General features: G+C 71.3%; 20 protein-coding genes. 11 read left to right on the top strand and 9 right to left on the bottom strand.

The annotated features are described in order from the left end of the window. Window positions 1-36 precede the first annotated feature (36 nt). From ACIP82_RS31690 to ACIP82_RS31700, 3 genes are read left to right on the top strand one after another with little or no spacing between them, the layout of a single operon-like run. Window positions 37-495 (top strand): hypothetical protein, encoded by a 459-nt coding sequence (locus ACIP82_RS31690; RefSeq protein ID WP_400658455.1) that lies wholly within the window; start codon window positions 37-39, stop codon window positions 493-495. Window positions 496-523: 28 nt separating this feature from the next. Then, window positions 524-1,213, top strand: coding sequence for a hypothetical protein (locus ACIP82_RS31695; RefSeq protein WP_400658457.1), 690 nt, complete (start codon window positions 524-526; stop codon window positions 1,211-1,213). A 41-nt stretch (window positions 1,214-1,254) separates the two neighbouring features. Continuing rightward, window positions 1,255-1,635, top strand: coding sequence for a hypothetical protein (locus ACIP82_RS31700; RefSeq protein ID WP_400658459.1), 381 nt, complete (start codon window positions 1,255-1,257; stop codon window positions 1,633-1,635). Window positions 1,636-1,785: 150 nt separating this feature from the next. Here the strand turns inward: ACIP82_RS31700 and ACIP82_RS31705 are convergent, their stop codons facing one another. Then, on the bottom strand, window positions 1,786-2,097 hold the full coding sequence (locus ACIP82_RS31705; protein ID WP_400658461.1) for a hypothetical protein: 312 nt from the start codon (window positions 2,095-2,097) through the stop codon (window positions 1,786-1,788). A 44-nt stretch (window positions 2,098-2,141) separates the two neighbouring features. Beyond that, window positions 2,142-2,339, bottom strand: a complete 198-nt coding sequence (locus tag ACIP82_RS31710) for a hypothetical protein (protein ID WP_400658463.1) — start codon at window positions 2,337-2,339, stop codon at window positions 2,142-2,144. 150 nt (window positions 2,340-2,489) lie between these two features. On the opposite strand from ACIP82_RS31710, the gene ACIP82_RS31715 reads away from it, so the two are divergent. The 3 genes from ACIP82_RS31715 (at window position 2,490) to ACIP82_RS31725 (ending at window position 3,770) form a co-directional block, all read left to right on the top strand. Beyond that, on the top strand, window positions 2,490-2,831 hold the full coding sequence (locus ACIP82_RS31715; RefSeq protein WP_400658465.1) for a hypothetical protein: 342 nt from the start codon (window positions 2,490-2,492) through the stop codon (window positions 2,829-2,831). A 79-nt stretch (window positions 2,832-2,910) separates the two neighbouring features. Further along, entirely contained in the window at window positions 2,911-3,315 is a 405-nt protein-coding gene (locus ACIP82_RS31720; protein WP_400658467.1) for a hypothetical protein, read from the top strand. Beyond that, window positions 3,312-3,770 carry a hypothetical protein gene (locus tag ACIP82_RS31725; RefSeq protein WP_400658469.1) on the top strand — a complete coding sequence of 153 codons (459 nt, stop codon included), beginning with the start codon at window positions 3,312-3,314 and terminating at the stop codon, window positions 3,768-3,770. The genes ACIP82_RS31720 and ACIP82_RS31725 overlap by 4 nt, the downstream gene beginning before the upstream one ends. Window positions 3,771-4,025: 255 nt before the next feature. Here the strand turns inward: ACIP82_RS31725 and ACIP82_RS31730 are convergent, their stop codons facing one another. The 7 genes from ACIP82_RS31730 to ACIP82_RS31760 form a co-directional block, all read right to left on the bottom strand. Continuing rightward, the gene (locus ACIP82_RS31730) at window positions 4,026-4,184 is read right to left on the bottom strand and encodes a hypothetical protein (RefSeq protein ID WP_400658471.1); all 159 of its coding nucleotides are present in this window, start codon (window positions 4,182-4,184) and stop codon (window positions 4,026-4,028) included. Between the two features lie 575 nt (window positions 4,185-4,759). Beyond that, the gene (locus ACIP82_RS31735; RefSeq protein WP_400658473.1) at window positions 4,760-6,475 is read right to left on the bottom strand and encodes a hypothetical protein; all 1,716 of its coding nucleotides are present in this window, start codon (window positions 6,473-6,475) and stop codon (window positions 4,760-4,762) included. Window positions 6,476-7,063: 588 nt separating this feature from the next. Further along, window positions 7,064-7,201, bottom strand: coding sequence for a hypothetical protein (locus ACIP82_RS31740; RefSeq protein WP_400658475.1), 138 nt, complete (start codon window positions 7,199-7,201; stop codon window positions 7,064-7,066). A gap of 91 nt (window positions 7,202-7,292) precedes the next feature. Then, window positions 7,293-8,168 carry a hypothetical protein gene (locus ACIP82_RS31745; protein ID WP_400658477.1) on the bottom strand — a complete coding sequence of 292 codons (876 nt, stop codon included), beginning with the start codon at window positions 8,166-8,168 and terminating at the stop codon, window positions 7,293-7,295. Further along, complete coding sequence (locus ACIP82_RS31750; protein WP_400658479.1) at window positions 8,105-8,839, bottom strand: hypothetical protein; 735 nt, start codon at window positions 8,837-8,839, stop codon at window positions 8,105-8,107. Before ACIP82_RS31750 ends, ACIP82_RS31745 begins: the two co-directional genes overlap by 64 nt. A 957-nt stretch (window positions 8,840-9,796) precedes the next feature. Next, window positions 9,797-10,369 carry a GNAT family N-acetyltransferase gene (locus tag ACIP82_RS31755; protein WP_400658481.1) on the bottom strand — a complete coding sequence of 191 codons (573 nt, stop codon included), beginning with the start codon at window positions 10,367-10,369 and terminating at the stop codon, window positions 9,797-9,799. A gap of 21 nt (window positions 10,370-10,390) precedes the next feature. Further along, window positions 10,391-11,392: a hypothetical protein gene (locus tag ACIP82_RS31760; protein ID WP_400658483.1), complete on the bottom strand. Its 1,002-nt coding sequence runs from the start codon at window positions 11,390-11,392 to the stop codon at window positions 10,391-10,393. A gap of 572 nt (window positions 11,393-11,964) precedes the next feature. Between ACIP82_RS31760 and ACIP82_RS31765 the strand changes: the two genes are divergently transcribed. From ACIP82_RS31765 to ACIP82_RS31785, 5 genes are all read left to right on the top strand, one after another. Continuing rightward, window positions 11,965-12,408, top strand: coding sequence for a hypothetical protein (locus ACIP82_RS31765; RefSeq protein WP_400658485.1), 444 nt, complete (start codon window positions 11,965-11,967; stop codon window positions 12,406-12,408). After that, a complete protein-coding gene (locus ACIP82_RS31770) occupies window positions 12,408-12,629 on the top strand; it encodes a hypothetical protein (RefSeq protein WP_400658487.1) in 222 nt (73 codons plus the stop codon). The genes ACIP82_RS31765 and ACIP82_RS31770 overlap by 1 nt, the downstream gene beginning before the upstream one ends. Before the next feature lie 13 nt (window positions 12,630-12,642). Further along, entirely contained in the window at window positions 12,643-13,104 is a 462-nt protein-coding gene (locus ACIP82_RS31775; RefSeq protein ID WP_400658489.1) for a hypothetical protein, read from the top strand. A gap of 43 nt (window positions 13,105-13,147) precedes the next feature. Beyond that, complete coding sequence (locus ACIP82_RS31780) at window positions 13,148-13,708, top strand: hypothetical protein (RefSeq protein ID WP_400658491.1); 561 nt, start codon at window positions 13,148-13,150, stop codon at window positions 13,706-13,708. Window positions 13,709-14,030: 322 nt separating this feature from the next. Next, window positions 14,031-14,438 (top strand): hypothetical protein, encoded by a 408-nt coding sequence (locus ACIP82_RS31785; RefSeq protein ID WP_400658493.1) that lies wholly within the window; start codon window positions 14,031-14,033, stop codon window positions 14,436-14,438. The last annotated feature ends 162 nt before the right edge of the window (window positions 14,439-14,600 follow it).

A 14,600-nucleotide genomic window follows, 5' to 3' on the forward strand; every position in this document is an offset into this window, starting at 1 on the left:
AGCGCGGACGGCCGCTCCTACCACGGCATCCGCACCGTGACCTGGCCCGAGCTGTACCTGCTGCACCTGGCCAGCCAGGCCGAGCCGAGCCCGCCCCCTCCGCCGCAGCAGACCGCCGCCCGCGCCCGCTACCAGGCCGAAGAGGACGAGCGCCAGCGCGCCGCCGCGGCAGCGCAGCAGCGTGAGGAGGAGGAGTGGCAGGCCCTGGCCACCGCGTTGCGTGAGGCCACCGGCACCCGGTTCGAGGTCCGGCACAACTACACCAGCCACCGACACCTGGACGGCTACACCCAGGGCGGCGACCACATCTACCTCCTGGATACCCTGCATGTCGGCCGGATTCGCCGCGGTGCCGACCGGCCCCTGTGCTGGGTGCCGAGTCGAGCCGCCGACCCGGAAGTATTCGACCACCTTGACGACGGCCGACTCCCGACCTGCCGGGCCTGTCTGCGTCTCGCCCGCCGTCTGGCCGGCACCACCCCAGCAGACCGCTGACCGCGCTACGACCCTGGAGCCTTGACCCGTGAGCACCGACCCGACGCAGACCACCTACGGCTGGGGTAGCTCGTACCAGCCGCTGTGCGTCTACGCCCCCGCGGTTCCGGCCGCAGAACGCTTTCCCGAGCACAGTTGGGACCACGACCGCTGGCGCCGCCATCGGGAGCGCAACAGCCGTAGGTGGCGTCGCACCATCGCCGAGCTCGGCGACCGTGTGCTCGTGGTACCCGACTTCGACTTCACCCGGCCCGACATTGAGTACGGCCGAGGGTCTCACCGGGAGTTCTCGCGCCTGTGGCAGGCCTGCGTCAAGGCCTGGGAGTCCGCCCGGCCCGTCGCCGGGGCCATCGACCTTGGCGAACTCGACCGCCAGCTCGCCGCCGAACTCTGGACCTCCAGCTCGATCCTCGCCCAGTGCTGGATCCTCAAGCGCGAGGACTACGACACCAAGCGGGCGCAGGCCCAGATCCTGGAGCAGTTCGACTCCCGGCTCTCCGACCTGGAGGCGCTCGCCGAGCAGCACGCCGCGCTCTACCGCGACTCCGGGTCCGACGCCACTGCCTTGCCCGATGTCGTGCGCCGCGCCCTGGAGCAGGCCAGCGCCTTGAACGAGGACCGCCCCGTGCGCGACCACACCGAGCTGGTCGCGAACCTGCGCGACCTGGTGAAGCGCCTGGCCGACACCGATCCGGTGCCGACTCCCGACCAGCCCTGAAGGCGTGCTGCTCGCCGAGACGCAAGGAGACACCGTCACCGATGAACGAGAAGTTCGCCTTCCTGGACCCGGAGCTTCCCCACGATGTCGCGCAGTTGATCGCGGCCGTGCCGCCGGAGCTCCTTCCCCACCCCCTCGCCAACGACCTGACCGAGCGTGCTGCCTGGGCCGGTCCGGCTCCGAAGCGTCGCAAGGACGGCGACTCCTACCGATGGCTGCGGTACGGCGCCGGCTGGGCTGCTGCCCGGGCGCACCGTGGTCGCTACGCCGTTCTCCCCGCCGACGATGCGCCCGCGGACGCTGTAGACCTTGCCCTTCGACTTCACCAGGCCTCGCGAACACTGCCTGGGCGGGCTACGTGCTGCCCTGGCCAGAGTGCCCGTGTGCCGCCCTCGGTTGCCACCAGCCCGGCAAGCCGCTGAGCGTCCTCGGACAGACCGAGCCGCTCCAGCTCCCAGACCGTTCAATCGCGGCGGGCCTCCCGGCGCTCCGCACCACCCGCGAAGATCATGTGGGCGATGCGGAGGGGCCCCTGTCGCAGCAGGGGTCCCTCCAGACGCTCGGGGAGTTGCTCAGCAGACCGGCAGCGCGCGACTACGAACGGGACCGGGGCGAGCCCGACCGCGGGCCAGTTCGGCGTACTCGATGGCGACCGCCTGCAGCTCGCCGACGCTCGGCCGGGTGTCAGGGGTGGCGCTGATGCCGGCCTGCCAGTTCAGGGCGGCGAACCCCCAGAGGGAGCGGACTTCGCCGCTGGTGCCGGCCTCGGCCGCGCGCAGACAGTCGAGCAGCGCGTCCGCGGTGAGCGGCGAGGGGGCGGTCAGCCAGGTGCCCAGTCGGGCGCCGAGCTCGGCGTACGTGTCGACCACGTCCACGTCGGTCATGCGCTCACCCTTGCACAGCGCGGCCAGCCTGGGCGAACAGGTCGTCAACCTGCTGACTGCCCGTATCCCTCTACTGGGGCGAAGAACTGCGCTGGGTTGTACAGGCTCCGCTCGATCTCCCAGACCACCCAGCCTCGGCGGGCCCGGGCGAGCTCCGGGTCTCCTGTGTCGATCGCTGCGACCACGCGGGCCAGCGCCTGCCCGGCGGGGGGCTCGCCTTCGGGGAACGTCAGCATGGACACCAGGTCGTACGTGGTGAGTTGCCCGCTCCACGGGTTGATGTCCTCCGGGGACGAGTAGTAGAGGGCAGCGGTTAACGCTGAGAAAGATCTTGGGCACCCTGATCTCAGAACGCCCCCTCCCGACCGGCCGGGACCGCCAGAATCTGGCTCATGACGAGTGACGACAGCGAAGAGCCGGTCGTGGTGAGCCGTATGGTCCCTGGGATCACAGGGCCAGTGACGTTCCATCACGGTCCGGTCGATCGGGAAAGCGCGACGCAGCCCTTCGAGGTGGTGCGGTTCACGGGGGCAGAGGAGAGCGACATCCTCCACGCGGCTGGCTGGTGGATGGCTGACCAGCCCTACGCGCAGATCCTGGCGATGAACTGGAGCCTGGAGAACACGGAGGTCGATGACCAGCGGTGGGTCCTTGCACTGGTGGTTGACCACGGCACCGGCGAAAACGTGAGCGAGGGGTGGCGGCGAGCGACTCGCACCGGCCCGGATCGTTGACGGGGAAGGCGGCAACTCCTGCGAGCGGCAGCCGACAGCCCACCTCCCACACCCGAAGCTCACGATCGGAGCGACGCCCGTGAATCCCCACGCTCAGCCCGACAGGCCGCAGGGCGGCTGGATGGCCTGCGCCTACGGGGCCGCAACCCTCGGCACCCTGACGCTTGCCCCGTCCCTGCGCTCCCTCCACCACGTCGCCGTGCTCGGCGGCTACTCCGGGGCCATGGCCTGGGGGTGGGTCGCGATCCCCGTCGGCGCGGCCGTCGTCGGTCTGCTCACAGTCATGATGCTGGTCGTGCTCGGCTCCAAGGTTGGGGTCCGGCCGCTGGCCGTGCTCGTACTCGGGTTCGCCGCGGTGGTGGGCGCCGACGGCTACGACGGCGACACGACGGCCATGTGGACGGCCATGGCCGCCTTCCCGCTGGCCACCCTGGCGGTCATCCTGACCGCCGGCCGTGCCGTCCGCCCGGGGGTGACCGAGTGAACACCGGCACCGGTGTGCCGTCCTTCACCTCGGATCCGCGCCACCGGCGTCTGGTGCCCGTCCTCGTGCCGCTGCTGGCCGACACCTGCCCGTCGGACGCGGGAGGCCACGGCGGCGCGTTCGAGGTGCGGCTGCCCTTCGCCGAGGTTGAGGAGCTGGGCGGACTGGATCTGTTCCGCTCCGCGCTGCGGTCGGCCGGCCGTTCCCTGGGCTGGAAGGTCGAGACCTACGGCGTCGCCGGAGTCGAGACGATCGCGGGCGTTGTCGATCGGCGCGAGGTCCCGGCCGAGTACACGGACGCGGTCGAGCAGCACATGGGCGTCAAGAAGCGGGCCGCCATCGAGCGGGCCGGGTTGTTCACCGCGGCCAAGCGCGCTGGAGCCAGTATCGACCCTCCGCCGGGCGCGGTGGCCGCCGAGCGGCTGCGCGAGGCCCTCGCCGCTGCCCAGGGCTGACCGCGGCCGAGTCGGGAGCATGCTGGAGGTGTGCCCCGGGCTGGCCGGATGTGCTGGTGCTGCCGCAAGCCGCTGCCCCGGGGATGCTCGCGGCGGCGGCTGTGCTGCAGTGGCAAGTGCCGTTCGCGGGCGTACCGCCAGCGGCACCGGGCGTACGCGAGTGTCACGTAGAGCCGTGGCGCTGGGGGCCTCTACCGGCCGGTACCACGGCTGTACGTGACACTCGGGATGATCTTGGGTATGCCGCTGTCGGCGTCAGCAGCACAGCCCGGCTTCGTCCGCCTCGGTGGTCGCGGACTCGTCCGGCTCCTGGTCGTCATCGTCGGCCCAGGTGCCGAACGGGCCGGGCTGGCCGTGGACGGCGGCGCCGATCAGCAGCGCGCCGCCCTTGCAGCGCCAGTTTGAGGGGATCACCGGGTGCCCGCCTCGGTCTGGGCGGGGATAGCGGCGCGGCCGGCCTCGCGCAGCTCCTGGAGGTCGGGGATGTGGTTGTAGAGGGTGCCGGGGCTCACCCCGAGGAGCTTGGCGATCGAGGTGATCGACTGCTCGGGGTTGGGGAGCAGGGTGCGGGCGGCGTGCCGCTTTCTGCGGCGATGCGGCCTTCGCCGGTGGCACCATCAGGACCTGACTTCCGGAACCCGCCTCGCGGGAAGCACCGATGGAGGTCAGGCCGCCGCCCGGCGCAGCCGTAGCCCGGAGGGAGACGGCAACGGGTGGGCGCTGCGGCAGCTCGCCGTCCCTGTAGGGTCCGGCGGAAATTGGCATGCCGGACAGCGCTGAGCAGCGGAGTCCCGAATCGGGCACATCGCGCTGAGCACCAGGTTCGTCCGGCGAAGCTGGCATCTCCGTGCGACAGCTGCTGAGCCGTCTCGGGTGAACGCTCTTGACCTGGGAGTCCGGCGAAGCTGGCACATATGCCATCCGAGTGCCACTCTGATCCGGAAGATGCCAAATATCGCCGGACTCTACAGTCCCAGCAGATCCGCGCGTCAGGTCTTGCCGTTGGTGAGGTGACGGGCGATGAGGCCGACCAGGACCTTGCCGGTCGGCCCGGCGGTGTCGTCGTAGAAGTGGATGCGGGGGGAGATGGATCCCCGGACGTCGAGCTTGATGTGGGCCTCCATCAGGAGCTCGCCTTCGGGGCGGACCTGCAGGGGCACCGGGAGGACGCGCTCGTTGGCCCACTGGTTGAGGGTGTCCTCCGACTCGACCATGGCGACGGTGTTGCCCGAGATGACGACGGCGCCGCGGGGGCTGCGCAGGCAGAACTCGCGGAAGTTGCCCCGGAACCCTTCGCCGGTGGAGATCTGGGCGTAGCTGCTGAGTGCCTGCAGGGCCAGCCAGGCCTTGCGGGCCCAGCCCGGGACCTTGCGGGTGTCGGTGTCGTCCAGGCGCAGAGTTCGGGAGCGGTCGCCGGTGAACTGGACGCCGGGTAGGGAGGCGATGCGGTCAAGGACGGCCTCGAAGGTGCGGGGTGCGTCCTCGGTGTCCTGCTGGGAGTAGGCCTCGTTGCCGGCGCCGAGCGACATCAGGAGTACCCGGAGCCGGCTGATCTCGCGGTTGGCGCGGTCCAGGAGGTCCAGGGAGTCGAGGTGCTCGGCGAGTTCGCTGTCGTTGCCGGCCTCGGAAGCGGTGAGCTTCGCGTTGGCGTCGTTGAGCTGGTGCTGGAGGCTGAGCTGCATACGCTGCTGCCGGACGATCTCCTCGTCGCGGGCGGAGACCATCGTGGTGAGGCGGCTGACCTCGCTGCGCGCCTCGGCCGGGTTGAGGTGGGTCGGTGACGGCATCGGCTGTCGCTGGGGGGACTGCGGCGCCGGGCTGGTGTTCAGCAGGATCAGGCCGGCGAGGCGTTCGGGGACGGGCGAGTCGAGGGTGTGTTCCTGGACCCCGCTGGCGATGTGCCTCCACGCTTCGTCCCGCCGGTCGTTCAGGCGCTGGTGGGTCAGGAACCGGTGGCGGTAGCCGTCGGCGGCCCAGGCCGGATCGACGCCGGGCAGGTAGGTGCGCACCGCACCGGGGGCCACCCAGTGGTCCGGTCCGATCTCGCGCCGGAACGCCTGAACGGCGGCCTGGTCCGTGAGTAGGAAGAGCGAGGCGAAACCGGCCGCGCCGTCCCAGGCCTTGTCGGTGCGCCAGGTCCAGTCTCCCGACGGCTGGTGGGGGCGGGCGGCCACGATGACCGGCCGGCGGCGGTCCTGGTGGGTGAGGACGTCCAGGAGGTGGTCGACGTCGCCTGCTCCTATGTGCTGGGGGGAGGCCGTCAGCCGGGTCACCGGCGCCCAGCCGCCGTCGGCCTCGGGGGCCAGGCCGTCGATGACGGGGAGCACGGCGACGAGTTCGCGGATGATCCGGGGCGGCCCGCTGGGCGGCAGGACGCCGGCGCTGTGGCATTCGAGGTCGATCGCCACCAGGCCGGTCCCTCCGGCGTCGGGACCGACGGCGGTGAGCGTCGTCGTCCACCGCTGCGCCCGTTGTTCGATGAACTGCAGGCGAAGGCCCACTTCGTCACCGTCGGGGCTGTAGGAGCCGACGACGTCGAGGGTCGTGCTGGCGTCGAGCTGGTGCTGGCCGGAGGAGCCGAGGGCCTCGGCACCGTAGCCCTTGCTGTCCAGCCAGGCGGCGGCGTTCCCGCGGAGGGTCTTGAAGATGTCCGGCTGCCGCTCGGGGTCGGTGCAGTCGATGGTCAGGGTGGTTCTGTACAGCATGGTGCTTCGGAACACGGGGAACTCCGACAGGCTGTGGCGGTGCGGGGACAGGGGTGCCGTCCGGAGCGTAGCGGCAGCCCCTGACGGTCTTGGTCGGCTTCGGAGTTGAGGTCTTTCGGTGGCCTGCGACCGGCCGGCGGCGGTCACGGCGGCCGGCGTCGTAGGCAGGCGGCCGCCGAGGTCGTACCGCCGGCAACGGCGCTGCGGGCTGGCCCGTGCCGGTGGTCCCGTGCTTCGCTGGCCGTGGGTGGCCGTAGGCGGGGCTACGGCGGCGTCACCGAGTTGGTGCGGGACCCGGCCGAGACTTCGTGCCCGAATGCAGCTGGTGCTGGGTGGGACCGGATGTGCATGCGGTCCGGGGCTGTGAGGCAGCGCCGAGGCTGCGGCCCACCGCCAGGGGGGTGGGGAGGCGGATCTCTTCGAGTCGGCCTGGGGTAGACGGCCGAAGTGGCTCCCCCGTACCGCGGTCGGGAACGTGCTGGCGACAGCACAGGAAGTCCGGTAGCAGTGACCCGGGCGCGCAGGGTGGTCGTTTCGGCGAAGTCCCGGGCGAGTTCGGCGAGCGCCACCGCGTCGCGGGCTTGGGCCCTAGCGGGCAAGTTCCTCGTGGGCCTGCTGCTGGGCGTTGTGGATGCCTCCCCAGGTGGCCGGGTCGGTGGGGCGGTTGACGACGGCGAGGTCGGTGACCAGGTCGTGCAGCGGGGCGGTGGAGATGTCGGTGGGCATGCGGGCTTCTTCCGTGGGCGGGGGCCTGGCGGGCGTTGGGGCGGCCGGGCGGACTGGGACGGGGACCGTGCAGTCGCCCAGGGTGCTGGTGTCAGCGGTGGAAGTACTGCTGGAGTCGAAGGACCTCGGCCTGCCAGTGCTCGTCGGCCTCGCTGGCGCCTGCGGGCACCTGCCGGCCAAGGCTGGCGGCGAGATCCCGGTAGAGGGCGGGGGAGGCGGTGTCGGCGAGGGCCAGCACGGAGCAGAGCAGCGGCTCCTTCGAGCGGGTGCTGTCCTCGATCGCCATGAGCACCTGGACCTGGTCTTCGGGGTGGAGTCGGTGGAGGTCGTCGGCGAGGGCGCGGCCGTGCTTCAAGGTCGAGACAGCGGAGCCGGAGCGGGCGATCAGCTTCAACATGCTCCGCATCGAGGCGGCGGTCTCGGCCAGCACCGGTGCTGGCCGGCGCGCAGCCGGAACCGTCGGCGCCCCGGTACCGGGCGGCACCGCCGCTTCGGCCCCGCCATCGGACTGCTCGGCCCGGGCCAGCCAGCCCTCTACCGCTCGGGCTTCCTCCGCGGTGACCAGAGCGCCGGCCCTCTCCGCCTCCTTGGACAAGGTGAACACCCGGTAGCGGAACTCGCGGACCGGCAGCTGATCAGCTTCACGGCCGAGACGGTCCAGAAGATCCAGCATCCGCCCATGCGCTTGGGACTCGCGCAGGGACTGGGCGCGCTTCACCACGGTCTCCACGCGAGCCCTGGCCCGGGTACGCGCCACCGGTCCGGGGACCCCGCTCTCACGGGCGGCCTGCGCGGCGCGGCGCTTCTCGTCCTTCAGGAAGGCTGCGGCCTGCCGGGCGATGTCGTGCTGCTCAAGGGTCCGCTCGCGGGCGGCCTTGCGGTCCGCCTGGGTGAGCAGCGAGATCACCTCCTCGCTCGCACCGTCCCGCACTGCCTGTGCCAGCCGTCCGAACAGGTCCGCGCGCAACTTCTCCTGCTCCTCCAGCCACAGCTGGGCCCGCTCCAGCAGGCGGGCGACCTCCTGGGCCTCGGCGCCATCGTACGGCCCCCGGCTTCGACCGTCCGGCAGTCGGAGCGCAGGATCGCCATCGACTTGGACTTCAGCGCTGCCTCCAGGCGCTGGACGGCGGTGGGGCCCTTCGCGGGGACGCCGGCGAAGGGCGACCAGGCGGTGCGCTTCGCGGTGGCGAGTAGCTCCTCGACGGCCGGCGTGCGGAAGCCGTCGGGGGACATGTGGCACTCGCCGAGGGTGAACCACTCGGTCTCCCGGGCCGGGGCCTGGGTGCCGATGCGCACCCGGCGTGAGGTCCCGACGCTGTCCAGGCGGACCCGGTGCACGTACCGGCGCCGCACCAGGGTGTCGACGTCCACCGGCACGGTGGTGCCGAGGACCGGCTCGACGAGCTCGTTGTCCCACGCCGGTACCACCTCGCCGTCCAGGTGCAGGCGCAGGCCGCGGGTTCCGTGCTCCCAGGCGATGTCGACGACGGAGCCGAGCGGCTCGCGCAGGTGGACATCGCCCTGGTGGTCCTGGTCGCGGAGCCAGGCCAGGGCGGCGGACTTCACGTAGAGGTGGTCGGCGCTGGAGACGTCCCGGGCGCGGCGCTGGCACACGTGCAGGCCGGTGGGGTCGGGCACGTGGGCGAAGTGGGACGTCTTCCCTATCCCTGGTCACCGGACAGCACGGTCAGGCACCGCGCGGGCCGGGGCCGTAGTTGGTCTGAGGTGACGTCCGGCCAGGTCAACAGCCACCGCGGCCCCCGCTGCCCTGGCGGGGGCTGATCTGTCCGTTGGCCCTCCCGGGAGCGGGTCTCGGTGGGACGATGAAGTGTCCACGACCGAAGGCCAGTTAGGGGTTGGCGTTGCCGGGTGACAAGCGGCGGATTCAGACGGCGGTGCTGGGCGGAGCCGGTTCGGACGTTCCGCTGATCCTGCCGATGGAAGCGATCGAGCTGGACGCTTTCCGTCCTGTGGAGACTTCCCGACGCTGCCGGGACCCGCACCGCACCCACCGTCACAGCCGTCTGGCACGGCACTGTCTACGCCAAGGCCGTCAACGGCCCGGCGACCCTCGACGCGACCACCGGAACGCAGCGAACCGCAGATCCCCAGATCGCCCCCGCCGCCGTCAACAGCTACGCGGGCCTCGCAAAGGATGAGACGAGGCACGCCATCCTGGCCTACCCCGCCACCAACTGACATACCGAGCCCCACCGACGTCGACATCGGCGCACTGCTGGTCCGCCCCCGGAAGGCTGCGGACCAGCAGTCGTTTCGCCGACCGCCAACAGCCCGGGACGCCAGCCGAGGGGACGGCCACAACTCCCCAACCGCAAAAGTGACCGAGAGCCATCGCTCTGCTGCCGACACACACGAGAGGGCGTCCGTCGTCTGCGAGGTCCGCCACGAGCAGATCGGCCGGCCGTCTGATCGCCTGGATGGGTTGCGCCCCCCCGGAAAGCTGCCATCGTCACCACGCGCAAAGTCGTCGCCTGTGGCGAAGAGCCGCACATCCCCAGCCAGGACCGGGCAACGGCGCACAGATGGTGCCTTACGAACCCGAGTACCTGTTCGGCCACTGCCGCATTGTCCTGCTCAACCGGCCTGTCGGACGGTGCTGCTGGACAAAATCATCGCGTTGTACACCGGAGACTCAGGGGCGTGCTTGATCTGACCGATGATCTCGTACCCCCACCGCAGGTAGGCGCCGTGAGCGGGTTCGTTGCTGGGGATGCAGGTCAGCGTCGTCCAGCGCTGCGCCCTGCCGTTGATCCACTCGTCGTGCAGGCGCCGGCCGACACCGCGACCGGCGTGTTCGGGCAGGACCATGAGTTCGCGCAGCCAGCCGACGCCTCCGGCCTGTGCGGCCGCGTGCACGTCCTCGGGGCGCCGGTCGCCGAGGGACTCCCACCATGGCCGGTCCGCGGGCAGGGTCGCACCGTGGACGAGGCCTACCAGGGTGCCGCCGACCGAGGCCGTGACGCACTCGAACCCAGGTGTTTCCAGTGCCGCGACCAGCCGCGCGCGGAATGAGCCGACGGAGAAGAAGGGGTCGCCCTGGTACGGGGGGCTGTCGTAGACCTTGGCGTAGACCGCGACCAGGTGGTCGACAAGGCCTGCGGTGGCGGCTGATGTGTGCCGTTCGAGGAGAGGCTCGGCGAGCAGCATGTGGGAGCGTTCCTTGTCCTTTTAGGCAGCGTGTGCAGTGATTTGTTCGATCATGTTTCGGGCGCGGGAGTCGCTGCCGAACGGCCTCAGATCGACGGCCACGTTCAGGAGGACATGCTTGTTCCGCTGGGAGGTCATGCCGCTGTCGATCATTCGTACGGAGGCCTCGGCGGCAGCGATCGACTGGTCGAGGTCGCCGGCGGAAAGAGCGGCGCCGGACAGCCGGACCAGACACATTCCGCGGTTGCGGTCGTGTGCGGTGTCCTGCATGTCGGCGGATCGGCCGAGGAGGTCGACGGCCTGCTGGTGCTGGCCGAGGTCACTGCGACACATGCCCTCCAGGCACGTCATCTCTGCTTCGTTGAGGAAGGCAGACCACTGCGGGTCGCGATCGCTCGGGCCTTGCTCGAATGCTCGCCATGCTCGGAGGATCGCGTCGTTGGCACCGACCGTATCCCCGAGCCGGGCGTAGCCCTGCGCTTCGCGGACGGCGAGCAGCGAGTGGACCCGGGCGGGTGCCCATGTTCCGGTGTGAGTCGTTGCGATCTGGGCGAATCGGATCGCATCCCTGGGTTTGCCGAGGTCGACGGCCTGGCGGGCCATGTTCGACAGGGTACGGACAGCGAGCGGTGCGTCGCGGGAGAGGAGGGCGGTGTTCAGGGCCTGGGAGAAGAAGACGTTCGCACGCTCTTGTTGCGCGGCGTCGTAGCAGTACCAGCCCAGACTCGTGGTCAGCTGTCCGGCGATGGAGTGGAGCTCGGCGCCGATGTCGGCGGTGAAGAGGGCCCGGTCCAGGAGGTTGTGAACCCACTGGAGCGTGTGCTGGGCGGAACGCCACAGCCGGTCTCCGCCGAAGCGCTGGTCGATGGCGTCGAGATCGCTGAGTGTCGCCCTCAGTTCCTCGACCTGGTCGATGCCCACACGGGTCTGGTCGACCCTCTGAGCACCGGCAGCGGCGGACAGCCAGGGCAGTCCGCCTATGGCGGCCACCGTGCTGGCGGCCAGGACGTCACGTCGATTCACGGGGCCGCTCCTTCCCGGTTCTGCGCCGACCGCTCTCATGTCGCCCGGCGCGACAAACCCTAACTCGTCGTACGTGGTTTCGAATGCTGTGCAGAGGGCTGCGAGAGCGTCGTGCCGCGGGAGGACGGGGTTGACTGACTCCCAGCGGCGCCAACTGCGTGGGGAGATCTCGAAGTCGGGATTTCCGTGCAGCCGTTGCCCGATTGCGGTGACTTCCCGCGCGGCCTGGGCCTGAGTGAACCAACCCTTACTCCACCGGGCGGCGGCCAGCGCCTCGTTGCGCTCTTTCGGTTCGCTTCCACCACTCATACTTCCCCCTCACGCATCGTCACATGCCCACGCTATTGCGTTGCTTGGCCGGTTGGGAGCCATCTGGCCGGAATTACTCCTGGCGGTCGCGAAGTGGCCGCTGAGTGGCCGCTCGATGGCCTCCCGATGGTATTTCCCCCAGGCTGGGTAGCCGGTGAAATGGAGCTCTGCTGCGGAGCAGGCCGGCATCGTCACAGGATCCCCGCCTGTTCCGTGGCAGGCCCATTCCTTCCCCGGCAGTGGAATCCCCCCGGAGGTATGTCATGTACGCGACTGACTACGGGTCTGTGGCCCGTGAGCCGCAGAGATCCATCCCGTCTGGTGACGCCCGGGTCGTGGTCGCCACCTATGCGCTGTCGTCCGGCCTCGGCCGGCCACAGCAGGAGCTGGAGGACTGCAAGTCCGCCGTCCAGCAGCGGGGTTGGACTCTGGGCAGGGAGTTCTGGGACTGCGGTCCCGTCGGCACCCTGCGGCTGGACCTCGGCACTCAGTGGGCAACGGCGGTGCAGCAGGCCGAGATCGGCCGGTTCCGCGGGCTCGTGGTGCACGACCGGGTGAGTGTGGCGCCGGACGACAGCCTCTACCGGAGGCTGGTCAACTGGGCGGCGGACAGCCGCGCCTTTGTCCTTTTCCTCCGCGACCGGGAGTTCGGACAGCACCTGATCGGGTGTCGGCCGGCGGTCTCGGCCTCGGGGGCAGTGGCCTGATGAGCGACGTGCCGCTGCCGGTGACGGCGCAGGGGGCCGCCGACCGGCTCAACGCCGCCCTCGCAGCGCGAGGGCTGCGGCTGCCGACCGTGGTTCCGGCGCTTCCGGTGGGGCCCGCCGGCGTCGAGATGGTGAGCCTGGGGTACGCGTCCGCGGCGCTCGTCGCCGCACTCGCCGCGCTGATCGAGCAGACCCCCGTCCCCGCCCCACTGGACCAGTAGGAGAGGAGTGACGGTGCCGGAGATCGCCTTTGTCGTTGTCGCGCACGAGTCTTGCGTGCGCGGCCTGCGGGCCAGTGTCCTTCAGCGGCTGGAGATGTGGGGCGTCGCGCTGGACGAGGCGGCCCGGACCCGAGTTGAGGTCGTGGTCAGCAACGTCTTCGCGGCGGCTCTGTTGCACGGATACCGGGGGCAGACGGTGACGGTGCGGGTGAGCGTGCTGCGGGGGGAGCTCGCCGTGGAGGTGCGGACTGGTGTCACGGCCTATCCCCTGCGGCGGTCTCCCACCGTGCCGCCGGCGCTGCCGCCGGTTCTGACCGTGTTCACGACGTCGGCAGGGGTGGAGGACCGGGCGCGGGGACGCCGGTTCTGGGCCACCGTCGACGTCGGCCCACCGCGCCCCGGCCGTGTGCGCGCCGCCCTCGGACGCCGATGGCTCCGCGCGCGGCACGGGATGCCCGCACGCGTCCGGGCCTGACCTGATGGACCGACCCGCACCGAACGAGAGTGAGAGGACGACCGTGCACGTCGCACCCGCGCAGCCCGCCATCCCACCCGCCAACACCTTGGGCCTGCGCTGGCTCGCCGGGTTTCACCCCGACCCGCCCGGGTGTCTGGACGCATGGGCCGCCGGGGGGCTCGCCGACATCCCGCTGCAGCACCTCTCGGTGGTGCGGGTCAGCGCCACCCTCGGGATCCGCGCGTGCCGGCAGCTGGATCCGATCGGGCCCGTGCTGCACAGCGTCCGCTGCGGGGTGGTGGAGTTCGTGGTTGCTCCGACGTCGATGACGTGGTCGCTCTCCGGGGTCGGGGAACTGGTCGGCGGGGGCGTCCTGTCGTGCCCGCCGCCCGGCCGGGCCCTGCCGGTGAGGGGCGCTCCCTACTGGCTGGTGGACCCGGACGGCGTCGGACGGCTCATGGACATCACGCGCGTCATCGAGGCGCTGCACAACCAGTACCAGCACTTCGTGCGCGAGGACGAGCGGCCGGCCAACGGCGGCGATACCGGACCGGGCCCCCGGACGCAGTTGCCGGCGGCCGCCTTCCTGGCCGGGGTGCGAAGAGCCGGCGCGGGCGTGTGACGCCCGGGGGCCGTGCTGAGGCCCTGAAGACTCCCGGCGGCCGCCCGGTGGATCCGGGCCGCCGCCGGGTACCAAGCACCCGCCCGGCAGGGCGGGTCGCGGGAGAGCGGCGTGCCCCACTCCGGTGGGCACGCCGTGCCACCGCGAGCGGACGACCCCGGAATGTGCCCCTGGGGAAGATTCGCGCCCTGCCGCCGGCAGCGCGCTGAGCGGTGCCGGCGGCGGCCGTCCGCCGGGGCGGACGGTGCATCAAAGGGGGGCCCGTCACGTGGGGTGGCGGGCCCCCACCACAACAGCTTGCTGATGAGGAGAGCACGGACCGGTGGACGCTGAGGATCGGGTGCTGCTGGCGCGGGCGGCGGCCGCACGGGGGGTGGGGCCGGTGCCGTCGGTGGACGGACTGCCCGAACTTGACCAGGACGACGCCCTCGCATTCGTCGCGGAGCGACTGCGTCACCTCGGTGGGCCCGACCTGCGCTACCCGTCCGCGGACCGGCTGTCCGAGGTGTGCGAGGCCCTGGCGCGTGCCCGGTCCCACCGGGGCGCGAACCAGGAGGCGGCGCTCCTGCGCGAGTGCGCCATCGCACTGGACGAGGCGGACGGGCTCGATTTCACCCGGCAGGACCCGGTCCAGGTGCTGGTGCTGCTGCGCCAGGTGTGCGGGGCGCTCGCGGCGAGCGCGCTGCTCGCCGAGGGCCGAGGCGGTGCGGCGGGCCGGGCGCTGGGGTGAATGAGATGTCGCCGTCCGGGTCATCCCCGGGACGGCGGGCCGGGCGCGCCGGCGGCACCACCCGCCGCCGCCGACATGCCCGGCGACCAGCGGACAGCGTGAACCAGGAAGAGTTCGCGGCTGTTCCGGCCGGCTGCCGGGCCATCCGGTCCGCGCCGGTGC

Source organism: Kitasatospora sp. NPDC088548 (genome assembly GCF_044753005.1).
In the GTDB taxonomy this organism is placed as follows: domain Bacteria; phylum Actinomycetota; class Actinomycetes; order Streptomycetales; family Streptomycetaceae; genus Kitasatospora.